Origin of the sequence: Citrobacter sp. CK181 (assembly GCF_030333595.1) — a bacterium.
Lineage (GTDB): Bacteria > Pseudomonadota > Gammaproteobacteria > Enterobacterales > Enterobacteriaceae > Citrobacter_B > Citrobacter_B koseri.
Genome location: NZ_JAOWFN010000011.1, coordinates 236,066 through 254,506, shown reverse-complemented (window position 1 = coordinate 254,506; position 18,441 = coordinate 236,066). Strand labels below are relative to the sequence as shown.

At 52.0% G+C, this 18,441-nt stretch carries 16 protein-coding genes; 7 read left to right on the top strand and 9 right to left on the bottom strand.

Annotation, left to right across the window (positions count from 1 at the left end; genetic code table 11):
- Positions 1 to 63: 63 nt before the first annotated feature.
- The 3 genes from cdd to OGW17_RS05310 all read left to right on the top strand — a co-directional run bounded on the left by cdd (position 64) and on the right by OGW17_RS05310 (position 2,076).
- Entirely contained in the window at positions 64 to 948 is an 885-nt protein-coding gene (gene cdd, locus OGW17_RS05320; RefSeq protein ID WP_071258982.1) for a cytidine deaminase, read from the top strand.
- A 166-nt stretch (positions 949 to 1,114) separates the two neighbouring features.
- On the top strand, positions 1,115 to 1,834 hold the full coding sequence (gene sanA, locus OGW17_RS05315) for an outer membrane permeability protein SanA (protein WP_012131623.1): 720 nt from the start codon (positions 1,115 to 1,117) through the stop codon (positions 1,832 to 1,834).
- Positions 1,835 to 1,836: 2 nt separating this feature from the next.
- Positions 1,837 to 2,076 carry a DUF2542 family protein gene (locus OGW17_RS05310; RefSeq protein WP_071258985.1) on the top strand — a complete coding sequence of 80 codons (240 nt, stop codon included), beginning with the start codon at positions 1,837 to 1,839 and terminating at the stop codon, positions 2,074 to 2,076.
- A gap of 59 nt (positions 2,077 to 2,135) precedes the next feature.
- On the opposite strand, the gene mglC is transcribed toward OGW17_RS05310, so the two are convergent.
- The 6 genes from mglC to folE form a co-directional block, all read right to left on the bottom strand.
- Positions 2,136 to 3,146: a galactose/methyl galactoside ABC transporter permease MglC gene (gene mglC, locus OGW17_RS05305; RefSeq protein WP_012131621.1), complete on the bottom strand. Its 1,011-nt coding sequence runs from the start codon at positions 3,144 to 3,146 to the stop codon at positions 2,136 to 2,138.
- 15 nt (positions 3,147 to 3,161) lie between these two features.
- Positions 3,162 to 4,682, bottom strand: a complete 1,521-nt coding sequence (mglA, locus tag OGW17_RS05300) for a galactose/methyl galactoside ABC transporter ATP-binding protein MglA (RefSeq protein WP_047462502.1) — start codon at positions 4,680 to 4,682, stop codon at positions 3,162 to 3,164.
- 78 nt (positions 4,683 to 4,760) lie between these two features.
- A complete protein-coding gene (gene mglB / locus OGW17_RS05295) occupies positions 4,761 to 5,759 on the bottom strand; it encodes a galactose/glucose ABC transporter substrate-binding protein MglB (RefSeq protein ID WP_012131619.1) in 999 nt (332 codons plus the stop codon).
- A 279-nt stretch (positions 5,760 to 6,038) separates the two neighbouring features.
- On the bottom strand, positions 6,039 to 7,079 hold the full coding sequence (galS, locus tag OGW17_RS05290) for an HTH-type transcriptional regulator GalS (protein WP_012131618.1): 1,041 nt from the start codon (positions 7,077 to 7,079) through the stop codon (positions 6,039 to 6,041).
- 152 nt (positions 7,080 to 7,231) lie between these two features.
- On the bottom strand, positions 7,232 to 8,389 hold the full coding sequence (yeiB, locus tag OGW17_RS05285) for a DUF418 domain-containing protein YeiB (protein ID WP_047462500.1): 1,158 nt from the start codon (positions 8,387 to 8,389) through the stop codon (positions 7,232 to 7,234).
- A gap of 14 nt (positions 8,390 to 8,403) precedes the next feature.
- Positions 8,404 to 9,072: a GTP cyclohydrolase I FolE gene (gene folE / locus OGW17_RS05280; protein WP_012131616.1), complete on the bottom strand. Its 669-nt coding sequence runs from the start codon at positions 9,070 to 9,072 to the stop codon at positions 8,404 to 8,406.
- Positions 9,073 to 9,409: 337 nt separating this feature from the next.
- Between folE and fghA the strand changes: the two genes are divergently transcribed.
- Positions 9,410 to 10,246, top strand: a complete 837-nt coding sequence (fghA, locus tag OGW17_RS05275) for an S-formylglutathione hydrolase (protein ID WP_047462493.1) — start codon at positions 9,410 to 9,412, stop codon at positions 10,244 to 10,246.
- Here fghA and OGW17_RS05270 read toward each other — a convergent pair whose 3' ends face one another.
- Both OGW17_RS05270 and OGW17_RS05265 read right to left on the bottom strand, forming a co-directional pair.
- Positions 10,247 to 10,624 carry a helix-turn-helix transcriptional regulator gene (locus tag OGW17_RS05270; RefSeq protein WP_024130176.1) on the bottom strand — a complete coding sequence of 126 codons (378 nt, stop codon included), beginning with the start codon at positions 10,622 to 10,624 and terminating at the stop codon, positions 10,247 to 10,249.
- A gap of 4 nt (positions 10,625 to 10,628) precedes the next feature.
- Complete coding sequence (locus tag OGW17_RS05265; RefSeq protein WP_072025320.1) at positions 10,629 to 11,996, bottom strand: L-serine ammonia-lyase; 1,368 nt, start codon at positions 11,994 to 11,996, stop codon at positions 10,629 to 10,631.
- A gap of 216 nt (positions 11,997 to 12,212) precedes the next feature.
- Between OGW17_RS05265 and serB the strand changes: the two genes are divergently transcribed.
- The 3 genes from serB to OGW17_RS05250 all read left to right on the top strand — a co-directional run bounded on the left by serB (position 12,213) and on the right by OGW17_RS05250 (position 16,753).
- Positions 12,213 to 13,100: a phosphoserine phosphatase SerB gene (gene serB / locus OGW17_RS05260; protein WP_071258987.1), complete on the top strand. Its 888-nt coding sequence runs from the start codon at positions 12,213 to 12,215 to the stop codon at positions 13,098 to 13,100.
- Positions 13,101 to 13,132: 32 nt separating this feature from the next.
- Positions 13,133 to 14,455, top strand: coding sequence for an MFS transporter (locus OGW17_RS05255; protein ID WP_012131609.1), 1,323 nt, complete (start codon positions 13,133 to 13,135; stop codon positions 14,453 to 14,455).
- Between the two features lie 312 nt (positions 14,456 to 14,767).
- Entirely contained in the window at positions 14,768 to 16,753 is a 1,986-nt protein-coding gene (locus tag OGW17_RS05250; protein WP_024130173.1) for a ligand-gated channel protein, read from the top strand.
- A gap of 124 nt (positions 16,754 to 16,877) precedes the next feature.
- Here the strand turns inward: OGW17_RS05250 and lysP are convergent, their stop codons facing one another.
- Positions 16,878 to 18,347, bottom strand: coding sequence for a lysine-specific permease (lysP, locus tag OGW17_RS05245; protein ID WP_012131607.1), 1,470 nt, complete (start codon positions 18,345 to 18,347; stop codon positions 16,878 to 16,880).
- Positions 18,348 to 18,441: the final 94 nt, after the last annotated feature.

Sequence of the window (18,441 nt, the reverse complement as noted above, 5' to 3'; positions counted from 1 at the left end):
CACATATAAAGCCGTAACAGCTCCGTAAACTACGATTCCATTACATTGTTATGAGGCAACGCCATGCATCCACGTTTTCAAACTGCTTTTGGCCAACTTGCGGATAATCTGCAATCAGCGCTGGCGCCGATTCTGGCAGATGAGCATTTTCCCGCCATGCTGACTGCGGAGCAGGTCTCGACGCTTAAGCGTGAATCGGGGCTGGACGAAGACGCGCTGGCTTTCGCGCTCCTGCCGCTGGCTGCCGCCTGCGCACGCACCGACCTTTCCCACTTCAACGTTGGCGCTATCGCGCGCGGCATCAGTGGAACCTGGTATTTCGGTGGGAATATGGAGTTCCTGGGCGCGACGATGCAGCAAACCGTTCATGCCGAGCAAAGCGCGATCGGCCATGCCTGGCTGCGCGGTGAAAAAGGGCTCGCCGCCATCACGGTTAACTACACCCCTTGCGGTCATTGCCGTCAGTTTATGAACGAACTGAACAGCGGCCTGGATCTGCGTATCCACCTGCCGGGGCGCGTACCGCATACCTTACGCGACTATCTGCCTGACGCTTTCGGCCCGAAAGACCTGGAGATCAAAACGCTGCTGATGGACGAGCAGAATCACGGTTTCGCGCTGGAGGGCGACGCGCTGACTCAGGCAGCGATTACCGCCGCCAATAAATGTCATATGCCTTACAGCCACTCCCCAAGCGGCGTGGCGCTGGAATGCAAAGACGGGCGTATTTTCACCGGCAGCTATGCCGAGAACGCCGCCTTTAACCCTACGCTGCCGCCTTTGCAGGGCGCACTGAATCTGCTGAACCTGAACGGGTATGACTATCCAGATATTCAGCGCGCAATTCTGGCGGAGAAAGCCGACGCGCCGTTAATCCAGTGGGACGCCACCGCCGCCACGCTGAAAGCATTAGGCTGCAATAATATCGACCGCGTACTGCTGGGTTAAGCCCTGGAACACGCAATGTGCGTAGGCCCGATAAGCACAGCGCCATCGGGCAACATGCAAATGGCAAGAATGTCTAAAATCCCCCCAATCAGACTGCTGTTTCTTGCGCTTCGACAGCGGGTACAGTAGCCTGATTGAAATTTCATCCCTTTATCGAGTTCTCTGCATGTTAAAGCGCGTGTTTTACAGCCTGTTAGTCCTGATCGGCTTGCTGCTGTTGACTGTGCTTGGTCTCGACAGATGGATGAGCTGGAAAACCGCGCCCTATATTTACGACGAATTACAGGATCTCCCCTACCGCCAGGTGGGAGTGGTATTAGGCACCGCAAAATACTATCGCACCGGCGTCATTAATCAGTATTACCGCTACCGCATTCAGGGCGCGTTAAACGCCTACAACAGCGGCAAGGTCAATTATCTGCTGCTCAGCGGCGATAACGCGCTGCAAAGCTATAACGAACCGATGACGATGCGTAAGGATCTGATCGCCGGGGGCGTTGATCCTGCCGACATCGTGCTCGATTATGCCGGTTTTCGCACGCTGGACTCCATTGTGCGCACGCGCAAAGTGTTTGATACCAACGACTTCATCATCATTACCCAGCGTTTCCACTGTGAACGCGCGCTGTTTATTGCGCTGCATATGGGAATTCAGGCTCAGTGCTATGCGGTGCCGTCGCCAAAAGATATGTTAACGGTACGCGTACGTGAATTTGGCGCCCGATTCGGCGCGCTGGCGGACCTCTATATTTTCAAACGGGAACCTCGCTTCTTAGGCCCGTTAGTTCCCATTCCAACAATGCATCAGGTGCCGGATGACGCCCAGGGCTACCCGGCAGTAACGCCTGAGCAATTGCTGGAACTGCAAAAGAAACAAGGAAAATAAGCGTGGAAGGGAAAACGATCTTTGTGGTCATCGCCGTCCTGATGGTGATGCTGTTTAGCTTACGGGAAGCCTACAAAGGCTGGCGCTCTGGCGCCGTGGATAAAATCGTCAGGAACGCCCGCGAACCCGTATACGCCTACCGTGCAGAAACCCCTCTCCTTTACTGGAGCTACATCGGGTTATATCTGTGCATGTCGGTTTGTACGCTCGCCGCAGGCATTTATTTTATGTTCTTTAGATAACGCGCAGAAACAAAAAAGCCCGAAACAGTTGCCTGCTTCGGGCTTTTTCATGCCGGTAATTACTTCTTACGGGCGTATTTCAGCGAGTCCAGCGCCACCGCGAAGATAATGATGCCGCCTTTAATGATGTACTGCCAGTAAGGGTTCACGCCGATATAGGTCAGACCGTAGTTGATGACGGTAAAGATAATCACACCGGTCACAACGCCGAATACCGTCCCGACGCCGCCGCTAAACGACACGCCGCCGACCACGCAGGCGGCAATCGCATCCAGCTCATACATAAAGCCGAGGTTGTTGGTCGCAGAACCGATACGCCCCGCTTCCAGCAAACCGCCGAATGCGTAGAACACACCGGACAACGCATAGATCATCAGCAGGTTCAGCCCCACGTTAACGCCGGACACTTTTGCCGCTTCCGGGTTGCCGCCGATAGCGAAAATGTTCTTACCGAAACGGGTTTTATTCCACAGGATCCAGACGAACGCCACCGCAATCAGCGCATAGAAGGTAATGTAGGAGAGCCGGAAACTGCCCAGCGCAATAAAGCCCTGCGCAAACGTCGAGAACCCGCTATCAAACCCCGAAATCGGCGACGCCCCGACGAAGTCGTAATACAGGGAGTTGATGCCATAAACGATAATCATCGTGCCCAGGGTCGTGATGAACGGCGTCACATTAAGGTACGCAATGATAATGCCGTTAAGCAGACCAATGACGGCCCCAATTGCGCAGACAATCAGGATCACCAGCGGAATCGGCATGGTGGCCATTTCCGGGAAGACCTTATTGGCGTTTTCCACGGACTGCAACAGCGTTGCGGCGACCACGGCCGCCAGGCCAACCTGACGTCCCGCAGACAGGTCAGTCCCCTGGGTGACAATCAACCCTGCCACACCCAGCGCGATGATAATACGCACGGAGGACTGCGTCAGAATGTTACTTAAGTTCAGCAGACTTAAAAATGTAGGGTCCTGGAAAATAATAATGGCCAGCAAGACTAAAAGAACAACGTAAATTCCGCCTTCTTTCAGATAAGTAAGAAAACTTTTCTTATTTAACGCACTCATGAGGAGCCCCTGATCTTAAAGGTGCAAAGACGCAAGACGCAGAATTTCGTTTTGCGTTGTTGTTTTTGTGTCAACAATCCCGGCAACAAGGCCATTGCTCATTACCAGAATACGATCTGTAATCCCTAACAATTCCGGCATTTCGGAAGAAATGATAATAATCCCCTTCTCTTTTTTCGCCAGTTCCGCAATCAGTTGATAGATTTCAAATTTTGCGCCGACATCAATACCGCGCGTTGGCTCATCCAGCATTAATATTTCTGGCTGCGTTAACAGCCACCGGCCAATAATGACCTTCTGCTGGTTGCCCCCCGAAAGAGAGCCAATTTGCGTGCGATGACCTGGCGTTTTCACGCGCATTGAGTCAATAACCCACTGGGTATCGCTCTTCATGCGGGAATTATCCAGTAAACCGACTTTATTTCTGTAATTGCGGATGTTGGAAATTAAAGAGTTAAAACCAATATCCAGATACGCGTAGATCCCGGTTGAACGACGTTCTTCCGTTACCAGCGCGAAACCGTGATTAATGGCTTCGTTCGCGTTGTGGTTATTAATCTTTTTGCCGTGCAGCGTAATCGTACCCGATGATTTTTCCCGGATACCAAAAAGCGTTTCAACAATATCGGTACGCTTTGCCCCTACCAGACCCGCAATCCCGAGAATTTCCCCTTTATGCAGATCAAAAGAGACATCGCGGATCGACGGCTGGCGCAGAGACGTCAGGTTACGCACTTCCAGAATGACCTCTCCCGGCTTGTTTTGCTTGTCCGGGAAACGCTGGTTCAGGGAACGGCCCACCATCATGGCGATGATCTTGTCCATATCCAGCCCTTCCAGCGGCTGCGTCGCAATCCACTGGCCGTCGCGCAAGACGGTGACTTCATCGCACAGCTGGAAAATCTCTTCCATTTTATGCGAGATATACACAATACCGCAGCCGCGCTCTTTCAGTTTGCGAATAATAGTGAACAGATGGTTAACCTCTTTCTCCGTTAATGAAGAGGTCGGCTCATCCATGATCACAATTTTGGCATTGTAGGAAAACGCCTTCGCAATTTCGATCATCTGCATTTGTGAAACGGATAATGTCCCGACACGCGCACGCGGATCGATATCAATATCCAGTTCATCAAATATCGCTTTGGTATCCCGGTACATTTTATCCTGATCGACAAACATACCTTTGGTTGGGTAACGCCCTAACCACATGTTATCCATAACGGAGCGCTGTAACACCAGGTTTAGCTCCTGGTGAACCATCGAAATACCATTCTCCAGAGCTTCTTTGGCAGAATGAAAATCGATCTCTTTCCCCTGAAATAAAATGCTACCGGAATCTTTTTGATAGATCCCAAAAAGGCATTTTAATAATGTTGATTTTCCTGCGCCATTCTCCCCCATTAAGGCGTGAATCGAGTGCGGGCGGACTTTTAAATTAACATTGTCAAGTGCCTTTACGCCGGGAAAAGACTTGTTGATGCCGCTCATTTCCAACAAGTATTCGCCTGACGACGGAGTAGTAGTGCTGACCATAATTATACCTTGTTGGCCTCGCAGAGTGCGTTAATAAAGGGCGCAATGTTATTGCGCCCAAAGAAAACGATATACGAATTACTTGTTGGTAAACTCAGCCAGATTGTCTTTATCAACACCTACGTACGGAACGCGAACAATTTTGTTCTCGATTTTCCAGTCGGTGCCGTCAGCCGCGCCTTTACCATCGGCCAGGTTTTTCGCCAGATCAAAGGTGGCTTTCGCCTGGTTGTTAGCATCGTTCAGCACGGTACCTGCCAGCGCGCCGGATTTCACCAGTGCCAGCGCTTCAGGTAACGCATCCACGCCGAATACCGGAACGCTGGTTTTATTGTGCGCTTTCAGCGCTTCTACCGCGCCCATCGCCATTGCGTCGTTATTCGCGATAACCACTTCAATTTTGTTGGCGTTCGGGCCGGACAGCCATGCGTCCATCTTGTCTTTCGCCATTGCGGTATCCCACATCGCGGTATCCATTTGCAGCTGCTCAGTTTTGATGCCTTTGTCGTTCAGCTCTTTGATAACATAGGTGGTACGCGCTTCAGCATCCGGGTGGCCCGGCTCGCCTTTCAGCAGTACGAACTGGATTTGGCCATCTTTGTTCAGATCCCAACCCTGGTTAGCCTGCCAGTGTTTAGCGATCAGATCGCCCTGGATGATACCGGATTCTTTGGAGTCAGTGCCGACGTAATAGGCTTTGTCATAGCTATCCAGCGCTTTGCGGGAAGGTTCTTTGTTGAAGAACACAATCGGGACATTCTGACCACGCGCTTTCTCAATTACCGTACCTGCCGCAGCCGGGTCAACCAGGTTGATCGCCAGCGCTTTTACCCCTTTTGCCAACAGCACGTCGATCTGGTCGTTTTGCTTGGACTGATCGTTCTGCGAGTCATTCATCAGCAACTGCACATCAGGCGCCGCCTGGGCGTCTCTTTCGATAGCCTTACGCACGACGGACATAAAGTTATCGTCATATTTATAAATCGTCACACCAATGCGAGTATCAGCAGCGTGCGCAGCCGCGCCAAATAACATGCTTGCCATCACAGCAGACAGAGTTAACGCCTTCTTATTCATGGTATCTCCGGTTTTATTATGCAGGGTAGTACTTGAGAAAAATGCTCGGCAGGGCAGAACGTTAATGAAGTGTTACTGAACGCCGAAGCTCACTGTTAAAAAATCTTTCTTCCGTGCCCGGTAACGCTCCAAAAATATGCTTTAATTGCTGTTTAATGCCCTGACGATGCGTTAAAAGTGATTATTCACCGTTACATAGTATTTACAGTGCTTCAAACGGTGCCATCATAGCTATCGTATTGTTAAGATACTGTGAATTTACTCACATATTGAAAGCGGTTACATCCCCTGACGTTGCTGGTTAGTGATCGGGGCCGCATTCTGTCTTAGCGCAACCGAATGACGACGCACCAGCGTTGGCATAAAACAGTGCGTCGCCGTTGAATCCAGCGTGCCGGCCGCGCCCTGCAACGCCAGTTCCGTTGCCATTTTCGCCATAGAAGCAATGGGATAACGCACCGTGGTCAGCTGCGGGTCGGTGTAACGGGCAATAGGAATATCATCAAAACCGATGATGGAAAGATGTAACGGGATGGCAATGCCATTGTCTTTTAACGCCGTGAGCGCGCCAGCGGCCATGCTGTCGTTATAGGCGAATACGGCGGTCAGTTGCAGGTTTCGCCCCAGCAGTTCCACCATCGCCGCTTCACCGCCCTGCATGTCCGGGGAACCCGTGCCAATCCAGCTTTCTGGCGGCGTAATCCCCTGCTCCTGCAACGCGCTCAACCACCCTTCTTTACGCATCGTGTCATCTTCAATGCGGTGGCTGGAAGCCAGATAACCAATCCGTTGATGACCATTATTGAGCAGCATGCGGGTCGCCATTTTTGCGCCGCTGATATTGTCCAGGCACACGCAACGGTGGGCATAACCCGGCACAATACGATTGATCAGCACCATGCCTGGGATCTGGTCCATAAACGCTCCCAGCTCCTGGTCACTTAACGCTTTCGAGTGAACAATCAATGCGTTACAGCGCTGGCGAATCAGAACCTCGATGGCATGACGCTCTTTTTCAGCCTCATGATAACTGTTGCCGATCAGCACATATTTGTTGTGTTGTTGGGCAACCACATCCACCGCTTTGACCAGTGCGCCAAAAAACGCATCTGACACGTCCATCACCACCACGCCGATGGTGTCGCTTATCTGCGTCGCCAGCGCTTGCGCATTAGCATTAGGGCGGTAACCCAGCAGCGTGACCGCCTTCATTACCGCTTCGCGCGTATCGGGACTGACCAGCGCACTGTTATTCAGCACGCGAGAAACGGTCGCTACGGAAACGCCAGCCTGACGTGCCACATCACGAATGGTTACCATATTCACTACCCTGTTTGAGATTGCCGTTGCTCACAGACACCCTGTGTTTAGCAGGTGGGTATTTTGTCAGCGCTTCGTTCAGGACTACGTGAGTAAGGTCACAGGGCTGGAAACGGTTACATGCGTTTTGTTAATGAATGTGATCCAGATCGTTATCTGGATGTTCCCGATAATGACGTCCCGGAAGCACGGAGGGTTAATTGCCGCCAGAGCCATTCCACCGGCCCTTGCCGATAGAAACGCAGCCAAATCCAGGAGAAAAGCAGGTTCGCCAGCCAGACAGGAATGACGAATATCAGCAGCGTCAGTCGGTCAAATTTCATAAATAAACCGAACTGGTAGAACAGCGTGGTGCAGATCAGCGTCTGCAACAGATAGTTGCTCAACGCCATCCGCCCTACGCAGGCAATAGCAATGACCAGTTTAAAACGGCTGAGCTGCGGCCAGAATCCCAGCATCAACGCGGTGTAGCCTATAGTCTGAAACGGCGCGCTCAATTCACGCGGCGCCTGTAGCAGAAAAGCGCACCAGCGATACGCCCAGTCCAGCCGCCACTGTACAATAATGGCCGGAAGGTTAATCAGCACGCCGACGACGACAAGCAATACGCCCGTACGCCGGTAGTGTTGCAGACTGTACTGGCCCTTCAGCCAGCCGCTGCGCATCAGCGCCGCGCCCAGCAGCATCATTCCCGCCAGTTGCCAGCCATACTGCGCCCCCAGCGCCAGCAGACTGTTCGACAGCAGATCGACCCGGTTGCTGACCGCCTCCATGCCGCCGTTAATCTTCCAGTATTTTTCATACAACAGGGCAGAGGCATCCGGCGTCCAGGCGCGGCTGGTTTCACTCGCCGAGATGGACCCTAACAGCAGCAACACGCCGATCCCCGCCAGATAGAGCAAAATACCGGTATTAAATAAACTTTTTACCGACGGCGCGTCGCGTACCAGCCGCCAGCAAATCAGGCCGACAAGGCCATACGCCAGCAGAATGTCGCCATCCCAGAACAGCAAACCGTGGATAAAGCCCAACAGGACGAGCAGCGTCAGACGCGACTGAATCCAGCGTTTGCCGCGCGGCAGCAGCATTTGCAGACCCGCGCCGAATAACAGCGCAAAAAGCGTAAGGAATTTTACCTGCGCGAACAGGTCGAGGATCGCCCACGTCCATGCGTCAGACGCGGTGATCTTGCCATACCAGGCGGGATTAAGGTAAGCCGCCTTTGGCAAGCCAAAGGCGCTGATATTAAGAAGCAGGATACCGAGGATGGCGACGCCACGAATAAAATCCAGCGTGACATTACGCTCCATACTCCCTGCCCTGATCAGTTGTGGTGACGCACGGCGCGCAGGAACTCCTGGCGCGTGTTCTGGCTGGATTTAAACAATCCGCCGAGGGAAGTCGTGGTGGTGGCGCTGGTCGCATCGCGAATGCCGCGCGCTTTCACGCAGTAATGCACAGCGTCGATTGAGACTGCGACGTTATTGGTGCCAAGCAGCGTTTGCAGCGCGGTCAGAATCTGTTGGGTCAGACGCTCCTGAACCTGCGGGCGCTGCGCAAAGAACTGCACAATACGGTTAATCTTCGACAGGCCAATCACCGAATCTTTCGGGATATAGGCCACCGTCGCTTTCCCGTCGATCGTGACGAAATGGTGTTCGCAGGTGCTGGTAAGCGTGATATCGCGCACCGTCACCATTTCATCCACTTTCATCTTGTTTTCAATCACGGTGATCTTCGGGAAATTGGCGTAATCAAGGCCGGAGAAAATCTCATCGACATACATTTTAGCGATGCGATGCGGCGTTTCCATCAGACTGTCATCGCTCAAGTCGAGATTCAGCAACTGCATAATCTCGGTCATATGCCCCGAAATAAGACGTTTGCGCGTTTCGTTATCCATCTCATGCACGGGCGGGCGCAGCGGCGTTTCCAGACCACGCGCAACCAGCGCTTCATGAACCAGGGCCGCTTCTTTACTGAGTGATGACATTTATTCTTCTCCTGCAGGTGTGGCGCCTCTGCCCTGCGTGGGGCAAAGTTTTTAGGCTGTTGGCAGCCCGTTTATTGTGCGTGAGGCGGCGCACATAATCCAGTATTCACAACGATAATTATTGAAATCGCCGCTGCCTTTCATGTCCCGGATTCCCCACGGCGGTTCCGCGCGCTAAATCTGACGGGCCATGACGCCAGGTGTTAATGTAAAGTTGTGTAGATGATGAAGCATGTTAGATAAATGCGGAAGTGAAAGTTACTCACAGCGCAATGAATAATCTGTATTATGGAGAAATTGCACGACTCATTCAGGTTCAACACAAAAGGAGCCACGCATGGATATGCTCGAAGAGCACCGTTGTTTTGAAGGCTGGCAGCAACGCTGGCGACACGACTCCACCACGCTGAATTGCGCCATGACATTCAGCATCTTTCTCCCGCCGCCCCGCAGTACAACGCCGCCTCCGGTGCTGTACTGGCTGTCAGGGTTAACCTGTAATGATGAGAACTTCACCACCAAAGCCGGTGCGCAACGTATTGCCGCCGAACTGGGCATTGTGCTGGTGATGCCGGACACCAGTCCGCGCGGCGAACAGGTTGCCGATGACGAAGGTTATGATTTAGGTAAAGGCGCGGGATTCTATCTCAACGCGACGCAGCAGCCCTGGGCCGCGCATTTCCGCATGTACGACTACCTGCGCGATGAACTCCCGGCGCTGATCCAGTCGCAGTTTAACGTGGGTGAACGTTGCGCGATCAGCGGACATTCAATGGGCGGACACGGCGCATTGATCATGGCGCTGAAGAATCCGGGGAAATACACCAGCGTTTCCGCCTTTGCGCCCATCGTGAATCCGTGCCGCGTACCGTGGGGAGAAAAAGCGTTTACGGCCTATCTGGGGGAAGAGAGATCGGCCTGGGTTGAGTGGGACAGTTGCGCGCTGATGCTCGCCAGCCAGCCGGAACACGCCATTCCAACGCTGATTGATCAAGGCGATAACGATCAGTTCCTCGCCGATCAGCTACAACCGGCGGTACTGGCCGAAGCCGCGCGCCAGAAGGACTGGCCGATGACGTTACGTATTCAACCGGGCTACGACCACAGTTATTACTTTATCGCCTCGTTTATTGAGGATCATCTGCGCTTCCATGCACAGCATCTGCTGAGCTGATCACCAGTACACGGCTTTTTCCAGCGCCGCAATATCGTTATTGTCATCGGCTTGCGGCGCAGACGATTTCCGGTTTAAATCAGCAACCTGCTGGCGAATCTGAAGTCGCCCGGCACTCTCGCTCTCGCTAAAGTTGCGCATTTCTGATTCAAACAAAATCGCATCCAGATTGTGCAGTTTATCAAGCGCGCGCAGGAGAGAAATCAGCGTATCGAGGTTCAGGCCAGCGCCTTTCTCAATACGCTTGATCGTCGCGATGCCTACCTGCGCGCGATCGGCAAGCTGCTGTTGCGTCATAGACAGGGAAATCCGCGTTTCCTTGATACGCGCGCAGAGCGACCAGACGATCTCGTCATTATTCATTGTTTGGTATTTCAATGTACTAGCACCTTTTTCTTGGCTGAATTTTTCCGAGGCATCCGTGGTAAGTCTCGCGATATTTTGCGCTCATGTCTTTGCCGGTTTCATACATGGCGGCAATAATTTCATCCAGAGAAATACAGGGCTCGCTGATGCGGCTCATCGCCATCGTCGCCGCATTAATGGCTTTTACGGCAGAGATGGCGTTTCTTTCTATACAGGGAATTTGCACCTGCCCGCCAACCGGATCGCAGGTCAACCCCAGATGGTGCTCCATCGCAATTTCCGCAGCGCTTAATACCTGCCCGACGGATGCGCCCATCAGCTCCGCCAGCCCTGCCGCCGCCATCGAACATGCGACGCCGATTTCCCCCTGGCATCCCACTTCCGATCCTAAAATCGACGCATTCTGTTTAAACAACAGCGCGACGGCACCTGCCGTAAGAAAAAAACGGGTGATGGCGCCCGCGTCCAGCGGACAAACAAACTTATCGTACCAGCTTAGTACCGCCGGAATAATGCCGCTTGCGCCATTCGTCGGCGCCGTGACAATCTGCCCGCCTGCCGCATTCTCTTCACTCACGGCAATAGCAAACACGTTAACCCAGTTCAGGGTCGTCAGAAAATCCGCTGCCGAAGGCTTCATACACAACGATTTATGCAATGCGCAGGCCCGACGCGGGATCTGATAAGGGCCGGGAAGCAACCCTTCGGTATGCAGGCCACGGTGAACGGCCTGCTTCATAACCTCCCAGACCTGCGTTAAATAGCGCTGTAATGAGGGCTGAGAATGGCTGTTCAGCTCATTTTTCATCATCAGCGCCGCAACGGAAAGCCCGTTGCGTTGGCACAGCGTCTGCAACTGCGCGGCATTGCGAAAGGCAAAGGGAGAGGCGCGTGTCTGATCTGTCGCCACGGGCGCAGACTCACCGTATTTTCGTACCTGCCCGGCGCCGGTCGAAAACCACGTCTCCTCGTATAACGTAAAGTAATCATCTTTGGCGCGAAAGGTCATCGCATAAGGATGTCCAGGATGCGCATGGTGATTTGCAATAATTTTCACCGCCACTGTCACCGTACTGTTCGCCGGGGCTGGCACGTCAAGCATACCGTCATTTTCCGCACGCCTGATGGCGGTCAGTTGCATACGTAAATCCACCTTCTCCGGCTGATTTCCCAGCAACCCCAGATAAAGCGCGGCATCAACATTGTGACATTTACGGCTTAACGATAATGCGCCAAACAATTCAATTTCAATATTCCTGAGTAACGGCAGCGTATCCTGCCGTTTTAGCTGCGAAATGAAATTGCAAGCCGCACGCATTGGCCCCACGGTTCTTGAACTGGATGGACCTATCACAATTTTGAATATATCAACGCAACTTTCCATTTTTATATATGTATTCCTAAAAAAAGCGCAGGGTGGGATGGCGATAATATACCGTAATCAACATATTAAAAATGATACTTTTCATGTTTATTCATTATCAGGTATTAAAAACAATACCATTTTATCTTTTCTTTAACATTCATATCTGTGATAGCACGACGCACAAGAAACAAACGCCGCCCATTATAATAAAGTGCAATGTAAAGGAGCAACATGATGGCAATAACTTACTTCGTCACATCAACAAACACAGAGCAACTTCAGGCGTGGTTATATAATGATCTTCTTCGTTCTCACGCAATGCAATGTCATTATTTATTAGAGCGTCGGCATCTGGCATTAATCAATAAGGATTATTTAAAACTTACGCTACCCGATGAAATGCTGACGCAGGCTATTTATCAGAAATTACGCGCTGCATCACTGCAATTGCAGTTTGATTTTTTTGTCAAACCTCAGAGCATCCCCACAAAGGGACTGATTGCATTTGATATGGACTCAACGTTTGTTGAAGAGGAAGGCGTGGATGAAATCGCTCACACGCTTGGCATCTCTGCGCAAATCGCGGAGATGACCCAACAGGCGATGGAAGGGAAAGTAGATTTCGACACCAGTTTTACCCGCCGTATTCGCATGTTAAAAGGCACGCACTGTGATGTCCTCAATGCCGTTTGCGATCGAATGACAATTTCCCCCGGCCTTGCCGCTATGTTGCCGGTACTGAAAAACAAAGGGTTTAAAACGGCCATTATTTCCGGTGGTCTGGATATTTTTACCCAACGACTGAAAGAAAAGTATCAGCTCGACTACGCATTTTCCAACACGGTTGAAATAAAAGATAACGTCCTGACGGACAATATTACCTTCCCGATCATGAATGCCGGGAAAAAGCGGCAAACGCTCTCTGCGCTGGCAACACAACTCAACCTCGCTGTACACAACATTATTGCCTGCGGCGACGGCGCAAACGATCTGCCGATGCTAACGTACGCGGGAACCGGTATCGCGTGGCGGGCAAAACCCGTTGTCAGAGAAACAATCCATCACCAGATTAATTTTCATGGATTCGAATCACTTCTGTTTTTTATTGAAGATGAATTATAACCACATTTCCGTCGCCGGAAGGGAAACTCACGATGAACATAAAAGCATTTATTTTCAGTCAGGCCGATCGGCCTGTTATGAACGCGAAAAAAGAGATTGATCATACTTATAAAAAATTTCGCACAGAGATCATCACCTCGGTATTTATCTCTTATGCCGTATTCTATCTGACCCGTAAAAACTTTTCTGCTGCGATGCCAGCCATGCTGGCGGATACGTCGCTAACCGCAGAAGATTTCGCCATCATGTCCTCCATTTTTTACATTCTTTATGGTTCCATGAAGTTTGTTGGCGGCATGCTGGTTGATAAAATTAACCCTAAAGCCATGACCGGCCCGGTGCTGATTGGCGTCGGCATCGTCAATATTCTCTTTGGCTTTTCCGATAGCGTCGCGGCGTTCTACGTATTGTACAGCCTCAATGCGATTCTCCAGGGCACCAGCTTCCCGCCAATGGCGAAAATTATGGCCTCCTGGTTCTCAAAAAACGAACGCGGGCGCTGGTGGGCAATCGTCGAAGCAGCGCATAACATTGGCGGCAGCCTTGCCCCGCTGCTCACCAGCTTCGCCATTGCCTTTAGCGGCAGCTGGAAAATGGGCTTCTATGTCCCTGGAGTCATTTCCCTTCTGATGGGGGTCGTCGCGCTGTTTACGATTCAGGATCGTCCCGGCACCCTCGGGCTACCCAATGTCGGCGAATGGCGTAACGACCCTACCGAGCTTGCACAGGTAAAAGCCAGCCCGGTCAATCTGAGCTTCTGGCAGGTGTTCGTTAAATACATTCTGACCAACCCACTGGTATGGATCATCATCGTGGGAGATATGTCCGTGTATATTGCGCGCACTATTCTCAATGACTGGCCGCAAATCTATTACTCGCAGGTACACGGCTGGAGCCTGATTAAAGCAAACTCCATTATCTCGTGGTTCGAAGCTGGCGGGCTGGCAGGGGGACTGCTGGCCGGATATTTGTCAGACTTTATGTTTAAAAGCAACCGCTGGATGACGGGGTTAATTTTCGCCTTAATGCTCTGCGTATGCATCGTGCTTATCCCACTGGTGCAGGATACCTCTTACACCATCACCGCCGTACTTTTCACCATCATGGGATTTGCACTGTACGGGCCGCATATGCTTTTTGCCGTCGGCTGCCTGGACGTTACTCACAAAGATGCTGCGGGTTCTATTACCGGTTTCCGGGGATTATTCAGTTATGTTGGCGCGGCAATGGCCGGCGTACCGGTCATTCTGGTGAAAAATAGCTGGGAATGGTCTGGCGTCTATATTTACGCCTTCATCGCTATTTTATTAACCACGCTCTCCCTGGCGCTACTTTCTCGTCTCCATCGTCTGTAAAAAACGATAATCTATTGCCATAACGTAACAACGGAGGGTATCTGCCCTCCTTTTCATCCTTCATTTCTCCATTTTTTCTTCAAAATTCCCTCACATTTACGATCCGCCATCTTATTGATTTGAAATCCCTTTCCGTGAAAAACAAATAAACACAAATGATTTCAATTATCATTTGTGTTTACAAATATTCATTCTTTTGTACAATTCGTCCCGCTTATTCACCGCAAAGAGTACTTAAAAGACAAATACATACCGTTGTCATGGCCTTTTTTTCATGGCTCGCAGTTTTACTCATTTAATGGAATGACAAAAATGACCATACCTCACGTTAAGGCTATCGCTGCCGCAGTATGCGCAGCGTGTCTCCCATCGCTCGTCTATGCTGCCGATCAGGACACCGTCGTTGTAACCGCCACGGGATTTGAGCAGAAAATCCAGAACGCCCCCGCGTCTATCTCCGTTATCACCAAACAGCAGATCGAAGACAAAGCCTATCGCGATGTCACCGATGCGCTGAAAGATGTGCCCGGAGTCGTCGTTACCGGCGGCGGCAGCAGTAGCGATATCAGCATCCGCGGGATGGCTTCGCAATACACGCTGTTCCTGGTCAACGGTAAGCGCATCAGCACGCGCGGCACGCGTCCGAACAGCGATAACTCCGGGATCGAGCAAGGCTGGCTGCCGCCGCTGGAATCGATCGAGCGTATTGAAGTTATTCGCGGGCCAATGTCATCGCTTTACGGTTCAGATGCGATGGGCGGCGTCATTAACGTGATCACCAAAAAAGTGTCCAACACGAAAGGCTGGACCGGCTCCCTGCATGGCGACGCCACCTTCCAGGAAGACAGGGACTCCGGTGATTTGTACCAGACCAACGCTTATGCGTCCGGCCCGCTGATTGACGGATTGCTGGGGGCGAAAGTGACCGGGCTGCTCTCTCGCCGTGCGGAAGACAAAATCGTCAATGGCTACAATGAGCAGCGCCTGCGCAACGGGGCTTTAACGCTTAACTTTACGCCGGATGATAAAAACGATTTTGACTTCGACATCGCGCGTGAATTGCAGGATCGCGACAGTACTCCAGGCAAGTCAATGGCAGAAGAAAGCTGCCGCAACGGTAGCTGTAAGCCAAACAGCAAAAGCGAAAACCGCTATGAGCACACCACTTATTCCTTAACCCACAGCGGTTATTACGACGACTTCAACACCACCAGCTACATTCAGCAGGAAGAGACCAACAACCCTGGTCGCCAGATGAAGTCTTACAACACCATCTTTAATAACCAGAACCAGATCTTCCTCGGCGCGCATACCCTGACATTAGGTGGACAGTATCGTTACGAGAAACTGAGCGATAACGGCAACCAGTTAAAAGCCTACGAAGACGTGAACAAGCTGACCCGCTGGAGCTGGGCGCTGTTTGCTGAAGATGAGTGGGCGATGACCGACAGCTTTACGCTGACCGGCGGTATCCGTATGGATAAAGATGAAAACTATGGCGACAACTGGACGCCACGTGGCTATGGCGTATGGCATCTTACCGATCAGTGGACCTTAAAAGGCGGCGTCTCTGCGGGCTACCGCGCACCGGATCTGCGCCAGTCCTCCCCGACCTGGGGACAGATTACCGGCGGCGGTCGTCTGAACGGTATTATTGTCGGTAACGCAGACCTGAAACCAGAAAAGAGCCTGAGCGAAGAGTTGGGTCTGCTGTGGGATAACGGAGATAACCTTAACGCTGGCGTGACGCTGTTCAATACCGACTTCAAAGATAAGATAACTGAAGTGCGCCGCTGCAACAGCAGTTCAGATCCGGCCTGTACTATTGGTGGTGAGAAATACGACTTTGTCAGCGATCGCGTCAACGTTGATAAAGCCAACATGCGCGGCGTGGAGTCCACCTTTGGCTGGAAGATCACCCGCGATCTCAACTGGACGGCGAACTACACCTATACCGAATCTGAGCAGAAAAGCGGCCAGTTCTCTGGCAAGCCGTTGAATAAAATGCCGAAGCATATGTTCAACACCACGCTGGACTGGCAGGCAACGCAGGATGTTGGCTTCTGGAGCCGTCTGAACTTCCGCGGCAAGACCTCCGAATACCTGAGCCGTACTTCAATGGCCCAGGGAACGCCGTCTTATACGCAGGTTGATGTTGGTGTGCGTTATTACGCGTACAAAAATCTGCTGTTAACTGCGGGCGTGTATAACGTTCTGGACAAACAGATCGATTACGAGACTTACGATACCATTCTCGACGGTCGTCGTTACACGGTTGGCCTGACTTATAACTTCTAAGTTCAGTACAACAAAAAGCCCCGGCATGATGAATGTCGGGGCTTTTTTATTTTACCTGCCGGATGTCCGGCCTACAAATGTTGCTCCTGTAGGCCTGATAAGCGCAGCGCCATCAGGCATCAGGTTATTTCTTCACACGCTCCGGGAAGTGCATTTCACTGTAGCGAACAAAGTGCGTTCCCTTTGTCAGCTTGTAGCCAAACCAGATAGCCAGGAACAGCGGAATCCCGATATAGGTTGCCGCTACGCCGCCCCAGTCAATGGTGTCTTTCAGGAAGGCTTCATAGTTCTGACCCAGCGTGATGGTCAGACACAGCACAAACGCAAAGATCGGCCCCAGCGGGAAGAATCCAGAACGGTACGGCAGATCTTTCACATCGTTACCCTGCAACACATAGCCACGGCGGAAACGATAATGGCTGATGGCAATCCCCAGCCAGGCGATAAAGCCCGTCATCCCGGAGGTATTCAGCAGCCACAGGTATACCGTCTGGTTGCCAAACATCGACGTCAGGAAGCAAAGCCCCGCGATTACCGTCGTCGCATACAGCGCGTTACGCGGAACGCCGCCGCGTGACAGCTGCGCGAAAATACGCGGCGCTTTACCGTCACAGGCCAGGGTATAGAGCATACGGGTAGACGCGTACATCCCGGAGTTACCCGCAGACAGCACCGCCGTCAGGATAACCGCGTTCATTACCGCCGCAGCGGAAAGCAGACCCGCATGCTGGAACACCAGAGTGAACGGGCTGACGCTGATGTCTTTCACATCGTTACGCAGCAGGCTCGGGTCGGTATACGGGATAATCAGGCTGATAATCAGGATCGCGAACACATAGAACAGCAGGATACGCCAGAATACCTGACGCACCGCGCGCGGAATGTTTTTCTCTGGATCTTCAGACTCACCCGCCGCGATACCAATCAGTTCCGTCCCCTGGAAGGAGAAGCCGACGATCATCGCTACGCCAATCATCGCCGCAAAACCCCCGGCAAACGGCGCATCGCCGGTCGTCCAGTTGCTCCAGCCCACTGGCTGCGCCCCTTTGAAGATGCCGACGATCATCATGACGCCCACGATGATAAAGATAATGACGGTCGCCACTTTGATCAGCGAGAACCAGTATTCTGCTTCGCCAAAGCCTCTGACCGAGATGTAGTTCAGCAGGAAGATCACGCCGAGGAACAGCGCACTCCAGATCCAACCCGGCGTATCCGGGAACCACCAGTTCATCACCAGCTGTGCGGCCACGAGGTCTACGGCGATGGTCACCGCCCAGTTGTACCAGTAGTTCCAGCCGAGCGCGAAGCCAAAGCCTTCTTCAACATAGTTCTGACCGTAAGTCGCAAATGAACCGGATACCGGCATATACGCCGCCAGTTCGCCGAGACTGGTCATCAGGAAGTAGACCATCAGACCGATCAGGATATAAGAAAACAGCGCGCCGCCTGGACCCGCCGCAGAAATGGTTGCACCAGATGCAACGAAAAGACCCGTACCGATGGAACCGCCAATGGCGATCATTGTCAGGTGACGCGCCTTTAATTCGCGACGTAACGCGGGCGCTTCTGTGGTTTTAGTTTCGGAAACCATGTGAAAATGCTATCCATCCAAAAAATGAGGCGCGATTGTAGCAGACGAAACGCCATCCTTCCGGCACAAATGCGCAGTTATAAGAGACCTTCAT